The 20,951-nt window shown below is 52.4% G+C and carries 16 protein-coding genes; 10 read left to right on the top strand and 6 right to left on the bottom strand.

Features of this window, described 5'->3' with window-relative positions:
- Positions 1-7 precede the first annotated feature (7 nt).
- Together degQ and zapG are read right to left on the bottom strand one after the other, a co-directional pair.
- The gene (gene degQ, locus A8F97_RS16895; protein WP_012822104.1) at positions 8-1,378 is read right to left on the bottom strand and encodes a serine endoprotease DegQ; all 1,371 of its coding nucleotides are present in this window, start codon (positions 1,376-1,378) and stop codon (positions 8-10) included.
- Between the two features lie 247 nt (positions 1,379-1,625).
- Positions 1,626-2,030: a Z-ring associated protein ZapG gene (gene zapG / locus A8F97_RS16890; protein WP_005975485.1), complete on the bottom strand. Its 405-nt coding sequence runs from the start codon at positions 2,028-2,030 to the stop codon at positions 1,626-1,628.
- A gap of 215 nt (positions 2,031-2,245) precedes the next feature.
- Here zapG and zapE point away from each other — a divergent pair, with 215 nt between their 5' ends.
- The 5 genes from zapE (at position 2,246) to sspB (ending at position 5,948) form a co-directional block, all read left to right on the top strand.
- A complete protein-coding gene (gene zapE, locus A8F97_RS16885; RefSeq protein WP_012822105.1) occupies positions 2,246-3,397 on the top strand; it encodes a cell division protein ZapE in 1,152 nt (383 codons plus the stop codon).
- A 236-nt stretch (positions 3,398-3,633) separates the two neighbouring features.
- Entirely contained in the window at positions 3,634-4,062 is a 429-nt protein-coding gene (gene rplM / locus A8F97_RS16880; RefSeq protein WP_005975488.1) for a 50S ribosomal protein L13, read from the top strand.
- Between the two features lie 15 nt (positions 4,063-4,077).
- Positions 4,078-4,470, top strand: a complete 393-nt coding sequence (gene rpsI / locus A8F97_RS16875; protein WP_005975490.1) for a 30S ribosomal protein S9 — start codon at positions 4,078-4,080, stop codon at positions 4,468-4,470.
- A gap of 327 nt (positions 4,471-4,797) precedes the next feature.
- Positions 4,798-5,439 carry a stringent starvation protein SspA gene (gene sspA, locus A8F97_RS16870; protein ID WP_012822106.1) on the top strand — a complete coding sequence of 214 codons (642 nt, stop codon included), beginning with the start codon at positions 4,798-4,800 and terminating at the stop codon, positions 5,437-5,439.
- Positions 5,440-5,444: 5 nt separating this feature from the next.
- The gene (sspB, locus tag A8F97_RS16865; protein ID WP_012822107.1) at positions 5,445-5,948 is read left to right on the top strand and encodes a ClpXP protease specificity-enhancing factor; all 504 of its coding nucleotides are present in this window, start codon (positions 5,445-5,447) and stop codon (positions 5,946-5,948) included.
- Between the two features lie 75 nt (positions 5,949-6,023).
- Here sspB and A8F97_RS16860 read toward each other — a convergent pair whose 3' ends face one another.
- The 3 genes from A8F97_RS16860 to gltB form a co-directional block, all read right to left on the bottom strand.
- Positions 6,024-6,797: a (S)-acetoin forming diacetyl reductase gene (locus tag A8F97_RS16860; RefSeq protein WP_012822108.1), complete on the bottom strand. Its 774-nt coding sequence runs from the start codon at positions 6,795-6,797 to the stop codon at positions 6,024-6,026.
- 247 nt (positions 6,798-7,044) lie between these two features.
- Complete coding sequence (locus A8F97_RS16855; RefSeq protein ID WP_012822109.1) at positions 7,045-8,463, bottom strand: glutamate synthase small subunit; 1,419 nt, start codon at positions 8,461-8,463, stop codon at positions 7,045-7,047.
- Positions 8,464-8,472: 9 nt separating this feature from the next.
- Positions 8,473-12,933 (bottom strand): glutamate synthase large subunit, encoded by a 4,461-nt coding sequence (gene gltB / locus A8F97_RS16850; RefSeq protein ID WP_014698517.1) that lies wholly within the window; start codon positions 12,931-12,933, stop codon positions 8,473-8,475.
- A 651-nt stretch (positions 12,934-13,584) separates the two neighbouring features.
- Here gltB and mnmL point away from each other — a divergent pair.
- From mnmL to A8F97_RS16825, 5 genes are all read left to right on the top strand, one after another.
- Complete coding sequence (gene mnmL / locus A8F97_RS16845) at positions 13,585-14,514, top strand: tRNA modification radical SAM protein MnmL/YtqA (protein ID WP_033072305.1); 930 nt, start codon at positions 13,585-13,587, stop codon at positions 14,512-14,514.
- Between the two features lie 118 nt (positions 14,515-14,632).
- The gene (arcB, locus tag A8F97_RS16840) at positions 14,633-17,002 is read left to right on the top strand and encodes an aerobic respiration two-component sensor histidine kinase ArcB (RefSeq protein ID WP_033072304.1); all 2,370 of its coding nucleotides are present in this window, start codon (positions 14,633-14,635) and stop codon (positions 17,000-17,002) included.
- 509 nt (positions 17,003-17,511) lie between these two features.
- A complete protein-coding gene (gene elbB / locus A8F97_RS16835) occupies positions 17,512-18,165 on the top strand; it encodes an isoprenoid biosynthesis glyoxalase ElbB (RefSeq protein WP_025920081.1) in 654 nt (217 codons plus the stop codon).
- Positions 18,162-18,896 carry a monofunctional biosynthetic peptidoglycan transglycosylase gene (gene mtgA, locus A8F97_RS16830; protein WP_033072303.1) on the top strand — a complete coding sequence of 245 codons (735 nt, stop codon included), beginning with the start codon at positions 18,162-18,164 and terminating at the stop codon, positions 18,894-18,896. Before elbB ends, mtgA begins: the two co-directional genes overlap by 4 nt.
- 71 nt (positions 18,897-18,967) lie before the next feature.
- The gene (locus tag A8F97_RS16825; RefSeq protein ID WP_033072302.1) at positions 18,968-20,263 is read left to right on the top strand and encodes an alginate lyase family protein; all 1,296 of its coding nucleotides are present in this window, start codon (positions 18,968-18,970) and stop codon (positions 20,261-20,263) included.
- Positions 20,264-20,367: 104 nt separating this feature from the next.
- On the opposite strand, the gene dolP is transcribed toward A8F97_RS16825, so the two are convergent.
- Positions 20,368-20,940 (bottom strand): division/outer membrane stress-associated lipid-binding lipoprotein, encoded by a 573-nt coding sequence (dolP, locus tag A8F97_RS16820; protein ID WP_012822116.1) that lies wholly within the window; start codon positions 20,938-20,940, stop codon positions 20,368-20,370.
- Between the last annotated feature and the right edge of the window lie 11 nt (positions 20,941-20,951).

The raw sequence follows: 20,951 nt of genomic DNA, 5'->3' as shown, positions 1-20,951 counted from the left end.
CGAGCGATTAACGTAGCAGCAGATAGATCGTTTCTTCTCCTCGGACGATATTCAGCGCCAGAACGGAAGGTTTCGCTTCCAGCAACTTGCGCAGTTGCGTGATGTTTTCAATACGTTCGCGGTTTACGCCGATGATGATATCGCCTTTTTGCAGACCCACCTGTGCTGCTGGCGTGTCCTTGGCGACGTTATCAATCTGCACGCCTTTGCTGCCGTCTTTCAGTTGACCGTTAGTCAGAGAGGCGCCCTGTAATGAGGGTGAAAGCGTTTCGGCACTAGTCGATGCCGATGTGCTGTTATCCAACACGACGGACACTTCCTGTAGTTTGCCATCACGCAGCAGGCCGATCTTCACGGTTTTACCTGGCGCAGTGGTGCCGACTTTGGCTCGCAGTTCTGCAAAGCTGCTGATCGGTTTACCATCCAGCGTAGTCAACACGTCGCCTGCTTTGATACCTGCTTTGGACGCGGCAGATTTCGGTAAGACTTCGCTGACGAAAGCACCACGCTGGGCATCGACGTTGAAAGCTTTCGCCATTTCCGACGTCATCTCGCTGCCTTTAATACCCAGTAGCCCGCGTTTAACTTCGCCGAATTCAACCAACTGCTGCGCCAGATTCTGGGCCATGTTGCTGGGGATGGCGAAACCGATACCGATATTCCCGCCGCCCGGAGCCAGGATCGCGGTGTTAATACCGATCAGATCGCCGTTGAGGTTAACCAGCGCCCCGCCGGAGTTGCCGCGGTTGATAGAAGCATCGGTCTGGATGAAGTTTTCTAACCCTTCAAGATTCAGACCACTACGTCCCAGTGCGGAAATAATGCCGGACGTTGCCGTCTGACCAAGGCCGAACGGGTTACCAACCGCAACGGCAAAATCACCGACGCGCAATTGATCGGAATCTGCCATTTTCACGGAGACCAGGTTTTTGGCACCATTCAACTGTAGCAGGGCGATATCGGTCTGTTCGTCACGACCGATCAACTTCGCATCATATTCACGCCCGTCATTAAGCTGGACGCGGATTTTGTCGGCGTTATTGATAACGTGATTGTTGGTGAGCACGTAGCCTTTTGCGGCATCAATAATCACGCCGGAACCCAGTCCTTCAAACGGACGAGAATTTTGTTTGTCCGTTGGGAAGTTCGGGCCAAAGAAGAACTTGAACTCTTCCGGTACGCGCTGGCGCTGTACCTGTGTACCTTCAACATGCACGCTGACGACGGCTGGTAAGACTTTTTCCAGCATCGGGGCCAGGCTTGGCGTCTGTTGCCCTTGAACCACGGCAGGCAGCGCAGCATTCGCTGCGGGAAGCGTGGACAGGGTCAAACCTATACTCATTGCCAGTGCACTAAATAATAATGACGTTTTTTTCATTGTTATTAACTCTCTTGCGGCCTGCGGATGAATAAAACGATGATATATAAACTTAAAGACTCGGTGAAGAGTCAGACTGGCGATCAATGTGTAAAGTTCACTGCTGTTTCGTCAGCAGATTGTAACTCTTGCTTTTCATGATGTGTGAGCGGGCGATGGCAGCCTGCGGTGCGTGTCTTAATAAGCGTAGAACAAGGAGAAAAGCGTGGGGCCAGAATGCCCCACGTTTAGGATATATGAGTTGATACTATTTGCGGATTGGGCGTTCGCCCCGCAACAGGCCTGACGCACCATCGGAATAATCGCGTGGTGGCATGTTCACCGGTGCCTGATCGTTATCCGCTTCCGACTCGGTCAGACGGTATTTAAACGGATTATCCTGGCCGGGAACGTTAGGTAACAGGTTATTGGAGCTTTTCGCCATGTGCTGATAAAGCTGGCGATAGTCATCCGCCATGTTATCCAACAGTTCCGCACTGCGGGCAAAGTGTCCAACCAATTCCTGACGATAGTCTTCCAGTTCGGTTTTGCTTTTCTCCAGCTCATTTTGCAAGACCTGCTGTTGCCGCAGCTTACGGTTACCAAAGCGCATGGCGACAGCACCAATAATAATACCGACGACTAAACCTATCAGCGCGTACTCCCAAGTCATAATAGCTCCTATTTTGACGTTGTTGTCCCGTAGGGTTTTTCACTTAATAATAGCCACTATAACCGTTAACCTTGCCTGAGTGGAATCCTGATACTCGATGACTGAGGGGAATGTTGACCTGCCGCAGACATCAAGGTTGTTAACTGCGACGATTACGGCTTAAATCGATGGCAACACACAGCAAAACACGACTAACTTTTTTCTCAGGGATTGCGATGGCTACTCCACAGACAACACCGCAGCAAACAACCCCCTTGGCGCTTTACCAGCAGGCGCTTTCCGCTGGTGAATATCAACCGGACGAGGTACAGCAGCAGACCGTTGCGCGTCTGGAGGCAATACATCAGGCGCTATGCGAACGTGCAACGGATGACGGCGTGGGAGCCCCCGGTCGCGCAGGGAAATGGCGTAACTGGCTGGGGCTACGTGATAAGCGTGAGCCTACCCCGGTTCAAGGGCTGTACATGTGGGGCGGCGTCGGGCGTGGTAAAACCTGGCTGATGGATATGTTTTTCCATAGCCTGCCCGCCGAGCGCAAGATGCGCCTGCATTTCCATCGCTTTATGTTGCGTGTGCATGAAGAGCTGAACCAGTTTCAGGGGCAGGAAAATCCGCTAGAAAAAGTCGCTGATGGCTTCAAAGCCGAAACGGATGTGCTGTGTTTCGATGAGTTTTTCGTCTCTGACATTACCGATGCGATGCTGCTGGCTGAACTGCTGCGAGCGCTGTTTGCCCGTGGTATTGCACTGGTGGCGACGTCGAATATCCCACCAGACGATCTCTATCGCAATGGATTACAACGTGCACGCTTTCTTCCTGCGATTGCGTTGATTAAACAGCACTGTGAAGTGCGTAATGTCGATGCCGGTATCGATTATCGTCTACGCACGCTGACACAGGCACACCTTTATCTCTCGCCGCTAAATGAAGAAACGAGTACTGCAATGCAGCAGATGTTTACGCGTTTGACCGGGAAGAAATGGCAAACGCCGGGACCGGTGCTGGAGATCAATCATCGTCCGTTAACGACGCTTGGCGTGAGTGACGGCGTGCTGGCGGTCGATTTCCACACGTTGTGTACGGAGGCGCGGAGCCAGAATGATTACATCGCGCTGTCGCGTCTCTACCATACGATGCTGTTGCACAATGTGACGGTGATGGAAACGAAGGAAGAGAACACCGCCCGCCGCTTTCTGGCGCTGGTGGATGAGTGTTACGATCGTCGCATTAAGCTCATTATCTCTGCGCAGGCACCGATGTTTGCTATCTACCAGGGAGAGCACCTGAAATTTGAATATCAGCGCTGTTTATCTCGTTTGCAGGAAATGCAAAGCGAAGAGTACTTACGGCAGCCACATTTGGCGTAACACAGGCTGTGGTTTTTCTTGATTTGCGTGTGAAAAAAGGTCGATTTTTGAGAATGACTTCTCTATAATCTTGCGACCCCACGTTACAACAAAGTTTTTTTCCCAAAAACTTTATAGTGCCGGCAATGGCTATTCGAAGGGGTAGGTTTGCTGGACTTGATGGTCGTGTGAGCCTCAACTGTTTTCGAGCGTTAGGGTGTTCACCAACGTGTAACTAATTATTGGGTAAGCTTTTAATGAAAACTTTTACAGCTAAACCAGAGACCGTAAAACGTGACTGGTACGTTGTTGATGCGAACGGTAAAACTTTAGGCCGTCTCGCTACTGAACTGGCTCGTCGTCTGCGCGGCAAGCATAAAGCGGAATACACCCCGCACGTTGATACGGGTGATTACATCATCGTCCTGAACGCTGACAAAGTTGCTGTAACTGGCAACAAGCGTACTGACAAGATTTATTATCATCACACCGGTCACATCGGTGGTATTAAACAAGCGACCTTTGAAGAGATGATTGCCCGCCGTCCTGAGCGTGTGATTGAAATCGCGGTTAAAGGCATGCTGCCGAAGGGCCCGTTGGGTCGTGCTATGTTCCGTAAACTGAAAGTTTACGCGGGCACCGAGCACAATCACGCGGCACAGCAACCGCAAGTTCTGGACATTTAATCGGGATTATAGGCAATGGCTGAAAATCAATACTACGGCACTGGTCGCCGCAAAAGCTCCGCCGCTCGCGTGTTCATCAAACCGGGCAACGGTAATATCGTTATCAACCAGCGTAGTCTGGAACAGTACTTCGGTCGTGAAACTGCCCGCATGGTAGTTCGTCAACCGCTTGAACTGGTCGACATGGTTGGTAAATTTGATCTCTACATCACCGTTAAAGGTGGTGGTATCTCTGGTCAGGCTGGTGCGATCCGTCACGGTATCACCCGCGCTCTGATGGAGTATGATGAGTCTCTGCGTGGCGAACTGCGTAAAGCAGGTTTCGTTACTCGTGATGCTCGTCAGGTTGAACGTAAGAAAGTCGGCCTGCGTAAAGCACGTCGTCGTCCTCAGTTCTCCAAGCGTTAATTTCTGGCTGCTTTGCAGCGAAATCAATGCGAAAAACCCGGTGCTTGTCACCGGGTTTTTTATGCCTAAAAATAAATTTCTTCGAAATATACGCTTTACTTTCCGTATGTTAACGATGAAATTGCGCTTATCTCCCCACAAAACGAACAAAATCTGATAAGCTATTCGCCGATTTTATGCCCGTGTGTCAACTGTCGTCGCTGTTTGAAACGACGTGTTTTTTCAGGTGATGTTTACACATTGGCGAGCAAAATTTCGAATAGCGGTTTGCAGATTACCCATTGCACGGCTATTCGCCGTATTTTCTCGATAAATTTGGAGGTTTTCATGGCTGTCGCTGCCAACAAACGTTCGGTAATGACGCTGTTTTCTGGTCCATCCGACATTTTTAGCCATCAGGTCCGCATCGTATTGGCGGAAAAGGGTGTGAGTGTCGAGATTGAACAGGTGGACATGGATAATCTGCCTCAGGATCTTATTGACCTCAATCCTTACGGTTCTGTGCCGACGCTGGTCGATCGCGAACTGACGCTCTATGAATCACGAATTATCATGGAGTATCTGGATGAACGTTTTCCTCATCCGCCGTTAATGCCCGTCTATCCGGTTGCGCGCGGTAACAGCCGCCTGATGATGCATCGCATTGAGAGCGACTGGTATTCTTTACTGAAGAAAATTACGCATGGCAGCGCTCAGGAAGCGGATGCGGCGCGTAAGCAATTGCGTGAAGAGCTGTTGGCTATTGCCCCGGTGTTCAATGAAGCGCCTTATTTCATGAGCGAAGAGTTCAGTCTGGTAGACTGCTATCTGGCTCCGTTGCTGTGGCGTCTGCCGCAGTTAGGTATTGAACTGAGTGGGTTGGGCGCGAAGGAGCTGAAAGGCTACATGACACGCGTCTTTGAGCGTGATGCGTTCTTGGCTTCCCTGACGGAAGTGGAACGTGAAATGCGTTTGCAAACCCGAGGTTAAACTGTATGGCGTTGTCTCAACTGTCTCCGCGTCGTCCGTATTTATTACGGGCTTTTTATGATTGGTTGCTGGATAACCAATTAACGCCTCATCTGGTCGTCGATGTCACTTTGCCGGATGTTATGGTGCCGATGGAGTTTGCCCGTGACGGCCAGATCGTGCTGAACATCGCACCGCGTGCTGTTGGCGGCCTTGAGTTAGCTGATGACAGCGTTCGTTTCAATGCCCGTTTTGGCGGCGTACCGCGTCAGGTTCATGTGCCGATGGCGGCCGTAATGGCGATTTATGCGCGTGAGAATGGGGCTGGAACGATGTTTGAGTCCGAACCTGCTTACGAAGGCGCAGGCGAATATGAAGACTTTCAGGAAGGCGCACCCGCTTCAGGGACGGTCATGTCTATTGTCGATAGCTCGCCTGATTCTGAAGCACTTGAGGATAGCTCAGGTTCTGATGACGAACCGCCACAGCCGCCTAAAGGTGGCAGGCCCTCGTTGCGGGTCGTTAAATAAATTCGTTCCTAAGGGCACCTTTGCGGTGCCCTTTCTTATATCCGTCATACTCCACGCAACGGTGGGTCGGTTGTGTTAATTGAACACCATTCCGCCATCAATGAGTAACGACTGTCCTGTCATATAGTCTGAATCGTGGCTGGCCAGATAGGAGACGCAGGCAGCAACATCCTCCGGTTCTGACAGACGACCCAGCGTGATGCGTTTGGCAAACTCTTCCGTTGCATACCCACGTGGTTTCCCTGCTGATTCAGAGATCTTCCGATCGATTTCATCCCACATCGGTGTTTTTACGATACCCGGACAGTAGCCATTGACCGTGATGCCCAGTGGCGCTAAATCGCGAGCGGCAGTCTGCGTTAATCCACGAACCGCGAATTTACTCGAGCTATAGACGGCGAGTTCAGGGTTGCCCACATGTCCCGCCTGTGAACAGGCATTGATGATTTTTCCGCCGTGCCCCAGAGATTTGAAGGCATCAAGAGCGGCCTGAATACCCCAGATAACGCCTTTAACGTTGATGTTGTAAACGCGATCGATGACTTCTGGCGTGATATCTTCAATCAAGGTTGAGGGGGCAACACCGGCGTTATTGACGATGACATTAAAGTCACCAAAGCGTTTTTTGGTTTCTGCGACGGCAGTGAAAACTGCCTCACGATCTGCGACGTCGGCCTGTAATGCGATGGCCTGTCCGCCGGATTTTTCGATTTCTTGCGCCACACTGCGCGCGGTTTCTTGGTTATAGTCCACAATGGCGACGGCAAACCCGTCCTTCGCCAATCTGAGAGCAATAGCGCGGCCGATCCCCTGACCTGCTCCTGTTACAAGTGCCACTTCGGTTGTCATATTTACTCCTTAATGAAATCCAATCTCAATAAAGACAAGTAAATGCCGAAGATAAGTGTACGCCTTTATCGTGATGCTGAAGGATTTATTACGAAAAGTTCTTTAAAACGAAGTGGAAAGATGACGGGTTTATTAGCTTATTTGGTGTAAATTCTAAAGAAAAAGAGTGGGTTGCTGACAGGCGCTTCAGATACAGCCGGAAAAGAAAAGGGCAGCCAGCGCTGCCCTCAAGAGACGCGGTGTGTTTCTACACTTCCAGATAGTTCATGATGCCGTCAGCGGCTTTACGACCTTCTGCGATGGCGGTAACCACCAGATCGGAACCGCGTACTGCATCGCCGCCCGCAAAAATTTTCGGGTTGCTGGTTTGGAAGGCGTTATCGCAGCTTTCCGGTGCGACAATGCGACCTTGATCGTCCAGTTTGACGTCATGTTCTGCCAGCCATGCCATTTTGTGCGGACGGAAGCCGAACGCCATGATGACCGCATCGGCTTCCAGAACATGCTCGGAACCCTCTACGATTTCAGGACGACGACGCCCGTTGGCATCCGGTGCGCCCAGCGCGGTACGCGCCATTTTCACGCCGCACACTTTGCCAGCACCGTTGACCTCTACGCTCAGCGGTTGCAGGTTGAATTTGAACTCGACACCTTCTTCACGCGCGTTTTTCACTTCGCGCTTGGAGCCCGGCATGTTCTCTTCATCACGACGATAGGCGCAGGTAACGTGCGTTGAGCCCTGACGAATCGAGGTACGCACGCAGTCCATCGCGGTGTCACCACCGCCCAGCACGACAACACGTTTACCTTGCATGCTGACATAAGGCTCGTCCGCTGCGGCTTCAAAGCCCATCAACTGCTTGGTGTTGGCGATCAGGAACGGCAGAGCATCGTAGACACCCTGAGCGTCTTCATTGTCCAGTCCGCCACGCATAGACTGATAGGTGCCGACACCGAGGAACACGGCATCGTACTCGTCCAGCAGCGCCTTCATCTGCACGTCTTTACCAACTTCGGTATTCAGACGGAATTCGATTCCCATCTCAGTGAAGATTTCACGACGTTTCACCATTACCTCTTTTTCTAACTTGAAAGAGGGGATGCCGAAGGTCAGCAGGCCACCGATCTCAGGGTGACGATCGAAAACAACAGCCTGTACGCCACTGCGTGCCAGCACATCGGCACAGGCCAGCCCGGCAGGGCCAGCGCCAATGATAGCGACGCGTTTGCCGGTCGGTTTAACGTTGGCAACGCTCGGCTTCCAGCCCATCTCTATCGCTTTATCATTGATATAGCGCTCGATGTTGCCGATGGTGACCGCACCGAACTCATCATTCAGCGTGCAAGACCCTTCGCACAGACGATCCTGCGGGCATACGCGGCCGCAGACTTCCGGCAGGCTGTTAGTCTGGTGCGATAACTCAGCCGCTTCGATAATGCGGCCTTCGTTCGCGAGCTTCAGCCAGTTCGGGATGTAGTTGTGTACCGGACACTTCCATTCACAGTAAGGGTTTCCGCATGACAGGCAGCGATCTGCCTGTGCTTTGGACTGGCTTTCTGAGAACGGCTCGTAGATTTCAACAAATTCAATTTTACGAATCTTCAGCGGTTTCTTGGGCGGATCAACGCGCTGTAAGTCGATAAACTGGTAAACATTCTGACTCATGATGACCTCTTACTGCGCCTGAACCCGCAGCTCGGCTGCGGAACGACTACGGTGACCCAACAATGCCTTCACATCACTTGACTTCGGTTTCACCAGAGCAAATTTCGGTGCCCAGGTCGGCCAGTTAGCGAGGATCTCTTCTCCGCGGTGTGAACCGGTCTGATGCACATGCTCGGTGATCAGGCCACGCAGATGCTCTTCATGAATAGCCAACTCTTCAACAGCCAGCACTTCTACCAGCTCTGGGTTTACGCGTTTACGGAATTCGCCGTCTTCATCCAGCACGTAGGCGAACCCACCCGTCATACCTGCGCCAAAGTTCACGCCAGTACGACCCAGCACGCAGACGATACCGCCCGTCATATATTCACAGCCGTTATCACCGATACCTTCTACCACGGTGATACAGCCGGAGTTACGCACGGCGAAACGCTCACCAGCGCGGCCTGCGGCAAACAGCTTACCGCCGGTAGCGCCGTAGAGGCAGGTGTTACCGATGATGCTGGCTTCGTGGCTACGGAAAGCTGAACCTACCGGAGGACGCACGGAGATGCTACCGCCCGCCATACCTTTGCCCACGTAGTCGTTGGCATCGCCCGTTAATTTCAGTTCAAGGCCGCCTGCGTTCCAGACGCCAAAGCTCTGTCCTGCCGTACCGGAGAAGTGCGCTTTAATCGGATCGCCAGCTAGCCCTTGATCGCCATGTTTCTCTGCAATTGCACCAGACAGCGTCGCGCCGACGGAGCGGTCGGTGTTACGGATATCGAAATAGAGCGCTTTGCCCTGTTTTGCATCAATGTGCGGCTGTGCTTGTGCCAGCAACTCTTTGTTCAACAAGCCTTTATCGAACGACAGATTGCTTTCAGTACAGTACAGCGCTTTGCCCGGCTGAGGCTGTGCGGCGTGCAGCAGCGGCGACAGGTCCAGTTTGTTCTGCTTAGCGCTGAAACCGTCCAGTTCAACCAACAAGTCAGTACGACCAATCAGATCCACCAGACGGCTGACGCCCAGCTCTGCCATTAGCACACGGGTTTCATGTGCAATGAAGTGGAAGTAGTTGGCCACACGCTCAGGCAAGCCGTGGTAGTGATCGCGGCGCAGTTTCTCATCCTGCGTTGCAACACCTGTCGCACAGTTATTCAGGTGGCAGATACGCAGGTATTTACAACCCAGCGCGACCATCGGCCCGGTGCCGAAGCCGAAGCTCTCTGCACCCAGAATCGCCGCTTTGACGATATCCAGACCGGTTTTCAGGCCACCATCCACCTGAAGGCGGATTTTGTGGCGCAGTCCGTTGGATACCAGAGCCTGCTGTGTTTCAACCAGACCCAGCTCCCACGGGCAGCCTGCGTATTTCACTGAGGACAACGGGCTGGCACCGGTACCGCCGTCGTAGCCGGCGATGGTGATCAGGTCGGCATAAGCCTTAGCAACGCCGGTGGCGATAGTCCCGACGCCCGGTTCGGACACCAGTTTTACCGAAATCATCGCTTTCGGGTTGACCTGCTTCAGATCGAAAATTAACTGCGCCAGATCTTCGATAGAGTAAATATCGTGGTGCGGCGGTGGCGAAATCAGCGTCACGCCCGGCACGGAGTAACGCAGACGAGCAATGTACGGCGTGACTTTATCACCCGGTAGTTGACCGCCTTCGCCCGGCTTCGCGCCCTGTGCCACTTTAATCTGAATTACATCGGCGTTGACCAGATAGGCTGGCGTGACACCAAAGCGGCCAGAAGCAACCTGCTTGATACGTGAAACTTTATTGGTGCCGTAACGCGCCGGATCTTCACCCCCCTCACCGGAGTTGGAGAAACCACCCAGTCCGTTCATCGCTTCTGCCAGCGATTCATGCGCTTCGGGGCTAAGTGCGCCGATAGACATGGCTGCGGTATCGAAGCGTTTAAACATTTCAGTGGCCGGTTCAACGCTGTCGATAGCGATAGCCGCGCCTTCTTGTGGTTTCAACGCCAGCAGGTCACGTAATGTTGCCGCTGGGCGCTCGTTAACCAGTTTAGCGTATTGCTCGTAATCGCTGTATTCACCCGTTTTTACTGCGGTTTGCAGCGTGGTGACGACATCCGGGTTGTAGGCATGGTATTCGCCGCCGTGAACAAACTTCAGCAGGCCGCCTTGTTCCAGTGTTTTACGCTTCAGCCAGGCCCGCTTGGACAGGTTCAACAAATCTTGCTCGAAGTCGCTGTAGTTTGCCCCGCCGATGCGGCTGACGACGCCAAGGAAGCATTCCGTCGAGACATCTTTGTGCAGGCCCACGGCTTCAAACAGCTTGGAACAGCGATAAGACGCAATCGTCGAGATGCCCATTTTGGACATAATCTTGTACAGGCCTTTATTGATGCCGTTGCGGTAGTTCAGCATCACGGCACGATAAGGTTTGTCGATGGTGTGGTTATCCACCATCCGCGCCAGCGTTTCGTAGGCGAGGTAAGGGTAGATAGCCGTCGCACCAAAGCCTAACAGGACGGCAAAGTGGTGCGGGTCGCGTGCACTGGCGGTTTCGACAATGATGTTGGCATCACAGCGCAGGCTCTTTTCCACCAAACGGCGCTGAACGGCACCCACGGCCATCGGCGCAGGGACCGGCAGGCGAGATTCGCTAATACCACGGTCGGACAGCACCAGCAGAACGGCACCGTCTCTGACCTTGCTCTCGGCTTCGTCACACAGTTTTTCGATGGTCTGTTGCAGCGTTTGCTGTGACGGATCAAACGTCAGATCCAACGTGTCGGCGCGATAGTGCAGCTCATCCTGCGACGTCAACTGGGTGAAATCGGAGTAAAGCAGGATCGGTGATTTAAAGCTCAGGCGGTGAGCCTGACCTTCTGCTTCACAGAACACGTTCATCTCGCGACCAATACTGGTCGCCAGTGACATCACATGCGCTTCACGCAGCGGATCGATCGGCGGGTTGGTCACCTGCGCGAACTGCTGACGGAAGTAGTCATAAATGATGCGTGGACGGCTGGACAGCACGGCGAACGGCGTGTCATCGCCCATCGACCCCGTGGCTTCCTGACCGTTCTCGCCCAGCACGCGGATGACCTGATCCAGCTCTTCGCTGCTGTAACCGTACTGTTTCTGGTAGGTTTCCAGCAGCTCGTTGTCGAATTCACGACTGCCCACCTGATCGTCTGGCAACTCTTCAAACGGCACCAGACGTTTAACGTTTTTCTCCATCCACTCTTTGTAAGGATGGCGACTTTTCAGATCGTTATCGGTTTCGGCAGAGTGCAGAATGCGGCCGCTACGGGTGTCGATCACCATCAGCTCGCCCGGACCAACGCGGCCTTTTTCAACCACCTCATCCGGCTGATAATCCCAGATACCGACTTCAGACGCGCAGGTGATCAGCTTGTCTTTGGTGATGACATAGCGCGCGGGGCGCAGACCGTTACGATCCAGGTTACAGGCCGCATAGCGCCCGTCGGACATCACGATACCGGCTGGGCCATCCCACGGCTCCATGTGCATGGAGTTAAAGTCGAAGAATGAGCGCAGCTCAGGGTCCATATCCGGGTTGTTCTGCCAGGCTGGCGGAACCAGCAGGCGCATGGCGCGGATGATATCCATCCCGCCGCTCAGGAACAGTTCCAGCATGTTGTCCAGCGAGCTGGAGTCGGAGCCGGTTTCGTTAACGAACGGCGCGGCATCCTGCAAATCTGGAATCAGCGGGGTTTTGAATTTGTAAGCACGTGCGCGCGCCCATTGGCGGTTACCGGCAATGGTGTTGATCTCACCGTTGTGCGCCAGATAGCGGAACGGCTGCGCCAGTGGCCAGCGCGGTACGGTGTTGGTTGAGAAGCGCTGGTGGAACAGGCAAATTGCTGATTCCATACGCAGATCGGCCAGATCGAGGTAGAAACGTGGCAGATCCGCTGGCATGCACAGACCTTTATAGATCGTCACCAGATTGGAGAAACTACACACGTAGAACTCTTTGTCTTCGATGCGCTTTTCAATACGGCGACGCGCCATGAACAGGCGGCGTTCCATATCACGTTGACGCCAGCCTGCCGGGGCGTTAACGAAAATCTGCTCAATACGCGGCATAGATGACAGGGCAATTTCACCCAGGACATCCGGGTTGGTCGGAACTTCACGCCAGCCTAGTACGGACAGCGTTTCGTTCTGCAACTCTTCTTCTACAATCCGACGCGTGGCGCGAGCCAGGTCTTCGTCCTGATTGAGAAACATCATGCCAACGGCGTAATTTTTGGCTAAACGCCAGCCGTGCTCTTCTGCCACCAGGCGAAAGAAACGATCGGGCTTCTGAAGTAATAAACCGCAGCCGTCGCCAGTCTTGCCGTCAGCAAGGATTGCGCCACGGTGCTGCATGCGTGCGAGCGCGTGAATGGCAGTACGCACTACTTTATGGCTCGGCTCACCTTCTATATGGGCGATTAGTCCGAAACCACAGTTATCTCTCTCTTGGGATGCATCGTACAACATATTAGTGAACCTCCCCAGGCTCTGTGTGACTCTCACAACCTACTGCGAGAAAGCACCGTGGCGTTGAGCGGCTAGTATTACGCTCTCTTCTTCGGCCTCTCGTGACGGTCTCACAAGTGGTAAATGACTTGTTTTTAGAGGGAGTCTTCATTTACTGCATAAATATGACGAATCATGGACCCGTCAGGAAAGCTTCCAGCGGATCCCCAAATTAGCGAGAAACCCTGTTCAGGTCAAATACCAGTGCAAAATGTGCTGATAAGCGATAATTTTTAATTATATCTATGAAACATAATGATTTTTTTAGAAAAACCATCTCAGGAAATGAATATGGGATCATATTGAAATGTGAGCTGTATCACTATACAAAAGCATAAGAACCCTTATCCATGCTAGGTTCTTTCTGCGTTGTAGAATATTCTGCTGTATATGGCTACTTTTAGATTTTATGAAACTATTTTTAAGTATTGCTTCATCTTTTCATCAGTCGTGTCGACGAGATAAGAAAAATTAATTGCCACAGACGTGAGTTTATTTTCACTAAAAGCGAATAAAAATGCATTTCATTGGCATGTGTGTGATTGATCGCGGTCATCGCGAAGGGGGCAAGAGAGAGGTAGTCTGCTGTTCCTTAAGGGAGCAGGCTAGAATATGCAATTGCAAAAATTAATCAATATGTTTGGCGGAAATCTTCAACGTCGCTATGGCGAGAAGATCCACAAGCTGACACTACACGGCGGGTTTAATTGCCCCAACCGCGATGGCACGCTGGGACGAGGTGGGTGTACGTTCTGTAATGTTGCCTCGTTTGCTGATGAACAGATGCAGCAACGCAGTATTGCGCAGCAACTGGAAGCACAGGCAGGAAAGGTGAATCGCGCCAAGCGCTATCTGGCTTATTTTCAGGCGTATACCAGTACCTATGCCGAAGTTCAGGTACTGGAGAGTATGTATCAGGAAGCGTTGAAGCAGGCCGAAATGGTGGGGCTTTGTGTGGGGACGCGTCCCGACTGTGTACCCGATGCCGTACTGGATTTATTGTCCCGCTATCACGATCGAGGTTATGAAGTATGGCTGGAGCTTGGGCTGCAAAGTGCCTGTGACAAAACGCTGCATCGGATTAATCGTGGTCATGATTTCGCCTGCTATCAGGAAACCACCCGCCGTGCGCGTGAGCGCGGTTTGAAGGTGTGTAGCCATCTGATTGTGGGTTTACCGGGAGAAGACGCACAGCGCTGTCTATCGACGCTGGAGCAGGTGGTCGAGACCGGGGTGGAAGGCATTAAGATTCATCCTCTCCATATCGTGGAGGGCAGCACGATGGCGAAGGCCTGGCGAGCGGGAAGGCTGCCCGAATTAGCCTTGGATCGCTACGTGGAGACGGCGGGAGAGATGATTCGCCATACGCCGCCAGACGTGATCTATCACCGCATTTCCGCCAGCGCCCGACGTCCGACCCTGCTGGCTCCGCTCTGGTGTGAAAATCGCTGGACGGGCATGGTAGAGCTGGACCGCTATCTGCAAACACACGGTGTACAGGGTTCCGCACTCGGCACACCTTACCGCTACGATGGCGTCTGATGTGCTAAAAGACACGGACAGCAGGTGCCGACATTTCGTGTTGTGAATCTACGGTGCAGCCCGTATAGGCCGCTATTTTGCGTTATGATGCGTGGGTTGGTGACTAAGGGAAATCGCTATGAAGCAAATTCGTCTGTTGGCTCAGTACTATGTTGATTTAATGGTAAAACTGGGGCTTGTCCGTTTTTCACTGCTGCTGGCCTCGGTATTGGTGCTGCTGGCGATGGTGGTGCAAATGGCGGTCACCCTGTTGCTCAGTGGGGAAGTCGAAAATATCGACGTTGTCCGCTCTATTTTCTTCGGGCTGCTGATTACGCCCTGGGCCGTTTATTTTCTTTCTGTGGTGGTGGAACAGCTTGAAGAGTCGCGCCAGCGGCTATCGAAGCTGGTGGCGAAGCTGGAAGAGATGCGCCATCGCGATCTGGAACTCAATGCGCAGCTTCAGGAGAACATCGCACAGCTCAATCAGGAAATTGCCGATCGTATCAAAGCAGAAGAAGCCCGTGTGCTGGTGATGAGCCGCCTCAAAGAAGAGATGTCCCGCCGAGAGCAAGCACAAATTGAGCTGGAGCAGCAATCTGCGCTGCTGCGTTCGTTCCTTGATGCCTCGCCAGATCTGGTTTACTACCGTAACGAAGAAAAAGAGTTCTCCGGCTGCAACCGCGCGATGGAGTTGCTGGTGGGCAAAAGCCAGAAGCAACTGATTGGTTTGACGCCGCAGGATGTTTACGCCCCTGATATTGCCGAGAAAGTGATGGAGACGGATGAAAAAGTGTTCCGTCATAACGTTTCTCTGACCTACGAACAATGGCTGGTTTATCCCGATGGGCGCAAAGCCTGTTTTGAGCTGCGTAAAGTGCCGTTTTATGACCGGATGGGCAAACGTCACGGGCTAATGGGATTCGGACGCGATATAACGGAGCGTAAGCGTTATCAGGACGCGTTAGAGAACGCCAGTAGGGAGAAGACCACTTTTATCTCAACAATCAGCCACGAGCTTCGTACGCCGCTTAATGGCATTGTCGGGTTAAGTCGTATCCTGCTGGATACACAACTTGACCCTGAACAGCAAAAATACCTGAAAACTATCCACGTCAGCGCGATTACGCTGGGCAATATCTTTAACGACGTGATTGAGATGGACAAACAGGAGCGCCGCAAGGTGCAACTGGATAATCAACCGATCGATTTCACTGGCTTTTTGGTGGATCTGGAAAACCTCGGTGGCCTGCTGGCAGAGCCGAAAGGCCTGAAGCTGATTATGGATCAGCACCCGCCTCTGCCGCAGAAAGTGATTACCGACGGCACGCGCCTGCGGCAGATTCTGTGGAACCTGCTCAGTAACGCGGTGAAATTTACGCCGAAGGGTGAGAAAGGCGAAAAAGGCGAAATTGTGGTGCGTGTCTGGCATGAAAAGGGTGACCGCCTGCGCTTTGAGGTTGAAGATTCCGGGATGGGCATTCCGGCCGATGAATTGGAAAAAATCTTCGCTATGTATTATCAGGTCAAAGACCAGCACGGTGGGAAGCCTGCAACGGGCACGGGAATTGGTCTGGCGGTGTCGAAGCGTCTGGCACAGAACATGGGGGGGGACATCCAGGTTTCCAGCACGCAAGGCAAGGGCTCCTGCTTCACCCTGACGGTGATTGCGCCGAGCGTCGATGACGCGGGAAGCGATCTGGAAGATGATGATGACATGCCGCTACCCGCGCTGCACGTTCTGCTGGTGGAAGATATCGAGCTGAACGTGGTGGTTGCGCGTTCGGTGCTGGAGAAACTGGGCAATAGCGTGGATGTCGCCATGACCGGGCAGGACGCGCTGGATATGTTCGATCCCGATGAGTTCGATCTGGTGTTGCTTGATATTCAACTGCCGGATATGACCGGGCTGGACGTGGCGCGTCAGCTACGTTCGCGTTATGCCAACCGCAACATGCCGCCGCTGGTGGCGCTGACGGCGAATGTACTGAAAGATAAACGCGAATATCTGGATGCCGGTATGGATGACGTGCTCAGCAAACCGCTGTCGGTGCCTGCGTTGACGGCCGTCATTAAACAATATTGGGATAATCACACAGTGTGGGCGGAAGAACCTGTGGCTGAGGACGGTGATGAAATGGCAAAAGCAAAAGAAGATCTGCTGGATATCCCGATGCTGGAACAGTATCTGGATTTGGTGGGGTCGAAATTGATTCATCAGAGCCTGGAAATGTTTGAACAGATGATGCCAGGCTATCTGGCGATTCTGGATTCCAACATGACGGCGCGCGATCAGAAAGGCATTACGGAAGAAGGGCACAAAATTAAAGGGGCGGCGGGTTCCGTTGGGTTACGGCATCTGCAGCAGATTGCTCAGCAGATTCAAACCTCATCGCTACCGGCATGGTGGGATAACGTACAGGAATGGGTCGATGAGCTTAAGCACGACTGGCGTCATGACGTTCAGGTACTGCGTGATTGGGTAGCAAAAGCAGAAAAAGAGTCCTGATTCGGTATTTGGGCTGATTCAGAGTGCTGCGGCCACAAGGATGTGGCAAGTAACGCGGTTAGAAATTTTTTTTCGTATCATATGACATCATGTGAAAAATGCAGAACGGCGTCAGATTGAGTGGTGTTTACGATGGAAGAGGGATGGGAATGCGGGGGCTTTGCACGTTTTCATACGGTAGAAAAAAATGACCCCGGCCGAAGCCGGGGTGCGCGAATTATGCGCCAACACCAGGGAAAACATGCACCTGCATTTAGATCTCAGGGTTTGTAAACTCGCAAGTGCGGATATTCGTGTCTTTAACGTGTCTTAACTACAACAACAACTTACAACAGTAACCAAACAACTTACAACAACAAGTAAAGCCCAAGTACTGTACATCTTCATCAAGCAACAAAATAGCAAATGTAGAAATCTTTGTTACAAGAATCATTAAAATGTGTGATGTAGATTAGTGTTTGTCAATTAAAAAATCAATTAGTTGATGTAATGAAATGAGGGAAAAGATGATGAAACGAGTCGGCATTGTCCTCAGTGGTTGTGGTGTTTATGACGGTTCTGAGATTCATGAAGCCGTGTTGACGTTACTTGCGCTGGATCGCGCGGGTGCACAAGCCGTTTGCTTTGCGCCAGATAAGCCGCAATTACAGGTGGTTAATCACCTGACGGGGGACGTAACTGGCGAGAATCGCAACGTTTTAGCAGAATCAGCACGGATCGCCAGAGGAAACGTCCAGCCGCTTTCTACGGCGAATGCACAAGATTTAGACGCGCTGATTGTGCCAGGTGGTTTTGGCGCTGTGAAAAATTTAAGTGACTTTTCTACGCAGGGTTCGGCCTGTCAGATCGATAAAACGCTACAATTGCTCACACAGGAAATTTATAAGCAAAGTAAACCAATTGGTTTGCTTTGCATCTCGCCTGTGTTACTGCCGAAGATTCTGGGTATACCTGTTCGTGTAACCATTGGTAACGATATCGATACCGCTGAGGCCGTCGAAGAGATGGGCGGTATCCACGTCGTTTGTCCGGTCGATGATATCGTGGTGGATGAGGAACATAAAATCGTGACGACACCGGCCTATATGCTGGCTAACTCCATCAGCGAAGCCGCACAAGGCATTGATAAGCTCGTTGCCCGCGTATTGGATCTCATCGAATGAGGTGGAGCCGAAGGCGTGGAGGCTTACTCACGTGGCTGAAGCGTCTGGTTGTTCGGAGCATAGTGGTTGTCATCGGTGCGTGGCTGGCTGGCATCCTGCTGTTTTCCTTTCTGCCCGTACCGTTCTCAGCGGTAATGGCCGACAGGCAGGTCAGCGCATGGCTGAACGGCGAGTTTTCCTATGTTGCCCATTCAGATTGGGTGGCGATGGACGATATCGCACCGGAAATGGCGCTGGCGGTGATGGCGGCGGAAGATCAAAAATTCCCCCAGCATTGGGGCTTCGATATTGATGCGATTGGCCGGGCGCTGAAACACAACGAGCGCAACACGCAACGGGTTCGCGGTGCGTCTACGCTGTCACAGCAGATGGTGAAAAATCTGTTCTTGTGGGATGGGCGCAGTTGGGTGCGTAAAGGGCTTGAGGCAGGTATTACTACCGGTGTTGAGCTAGTCTGGACAAAGCGGCGAATTCTTACCGTGTATCTGAATATCGCTGAATTTGGCCCTGGAATTTTTGGCGTGGAAGCGGCTGCCAGACGTTATTTCAACAAACCTGCCAGCAGGCTGACGGCAAGCGAGGCTGCTTTGCTGGCGGCGGTACTGCCTAACCCCATTCGTTTTCACGTCAATGCGCCCTCCAGCTATGTCATTCAACGTCAGCAGTGGATTTTGCGCCAGATGCGGCAGATGGGCGGTGAGGCGTTTTTGCGAGATAACAATCTGAATTAATCAGGCTTACACGTTTAGTATACCGAGAATTTTTTGCGTTAACGGTCGTGTTTTCGACATCAGGAGAAAGTATGCGGTTACGTTATTGGTCAGGTTTACTGGTTGCATTGTGTTGTGTGGCTTCCGTTGCCCGTGCGGACGCGGAGCCTAAAGCGTCATCCCCCGATAATCCCTACGCCTTCTTGCAGCAGTCCCAGCTATCCGTAGTAAAACAGCAACTTCAGCAGAAAACGGAAAAGCCACAGACGCGAATGGCATACGAGCAGCTTATTTCGGAAGCCGATCGTGCGCTGAAAAGTGCTAACCCTAACGTGACGGAAAAAAAATCCACCCCACCCAGTGGTTCAAAGCATGATTATTTGAGCCTCAGCGCCTACTGGTGGCCCGATCCCGATAAAGCTGATGGTTTACCTTGGATTCGTCGTGATGGGCAGGTAAACCCTGCCAGCAAGGATGAAGAGACGGACGGGGTACGGTTGGCTAAATTCACGGCTCAAACGCAGGCCTTGACGCTGGCGTGGTATTTCTCGGGCAAACAGGAGTATTCCGATAAGGCAACGTCAATGATCCGTAGCTGGTTCATCGACCCGGCAACGCGCATGAACCCTAATCTCGATTTTGCACAAGGCGTGCCGGGCATCGCGCCGGGCAGAGGGTCGGGCGTGTTGGACGGGCGCTATTTTTCCACTCGCATTGTCGACTCGCTGATTATGCTGCGTCAGGCACCGGGTTGGACGGCGCAGGATGAGCAGCAGATGCAAAAATGGATGAGCGATTATCTGCACTGGCTACAAACCAGTAAATTGGGGAAGAAAGAGGCAACGGCTCAGAACAATCATGGTAGCTGGTACACCGTACAAGTTGCTGGCATCGCCTGGTATCTGGGAAAAATCGATGTGGTGAAATCCATGGCGCAATTGCAGCGAGAGAAATTGGATCATCAACTGCAACCGGATGGGGCTCAGCCGGAAGAGTTGGCGCGTACCCGCTCTTTCCATTACAGCTACTTCAATCTTCAGGCGATAACAGATATGGCGATGTTAGCGTCTCGTGTCGGGGAGAATGTCTGGCAATACCAAACGCCGAAGGGCAGTGGTGTGATAAAGGCGCTGGATTTTATGGCGCCGTATCTGGACGAGAATAAGGCGTGGCCGCGTAAGACGATGGATAGGCAAAGCAGCCGTCTTATTCCGCTGTTATTGCAGGCGGAGCGTGCTCTGAAAACGCCGCGTTACCAGTCGCAAATCAAACAGGCGGGTTTTACTGAGCTACTGACCGGTGAGGCTGGCACGCGGGATAAAGAACAGAGCCATATCAGTGTCGACACGCGTCGTGCGCTCTGGCTGCTGAATCCTGTAACGCCTTGATTCTATTAACCCCTGATTCTCTCGGGGAAAAAGATGCTTTCGCTGCACAGAAATAAAAACCGCTGATGAGATCATCAGCGGTTTTTGTTCGTAAAAGTGTTGCGTTATTGCAGGTAGGTAAAGGCTGTCGTTACGTGCTTCACACCGCCAACCTTACTGGCAATTTCTGCGGCGGAAGTGCCTTCACGCGGTGTCACCAAACCTAACAGGAAGACTTCGCTGTTTTCCGTGGTGACTTTTACGTTAGAGGATTTAACGGTATCACTTGCCAAAATTTGTGAGCGAACTTTGGTGGTGATCCAGGTATCCAGGGAGGCGGTTCCCATTGAAACTGGGGTGCCTTGACGTATTTCGTTGTAGACTTCGGCTGCACCTTCCACGCCGAGGGCGATTTGCTTAGCCCGGCTTGCCATTTCTGTGCTTGGAGCCTGCCCCGTTAACAGTACTTTCCCCTGATAAGCCGTCGCAACGATACGGGCATCTTTTTTCAACTGCTCGTCTTTGCTGATCGCATTCGTCACGCGGACTTCCAGTGTGCCATCGTCAACCTGCGTGCCGACGGTACGCGGGTCAGTGGCCGTCTTGGTTGCCACGGCACTGCCAACTGCGACAACCCCGACACAGCCTTGTAGCAGCAGGGCGATAGACAGCACGGCAAATGCAGAACTTATCCTCATGTAGTGCTCCT

The sequence above is a fragment of the Pectobacterium parmentieri genome (assembly GCF_001742145.1).
GTDB classification, from domain to species: domain Bacteria; phylum Pseudomonadota; class Gammaproteobacteria; order Enterobacterales; family Enterobacteriaceae; genus Pectobacterium; species Pectobacterium parmentieri.
Note: the sequence above shows the minus strand (reverse complement) of the source record. Positions and strands in the feature narration are given on the sequence as shown.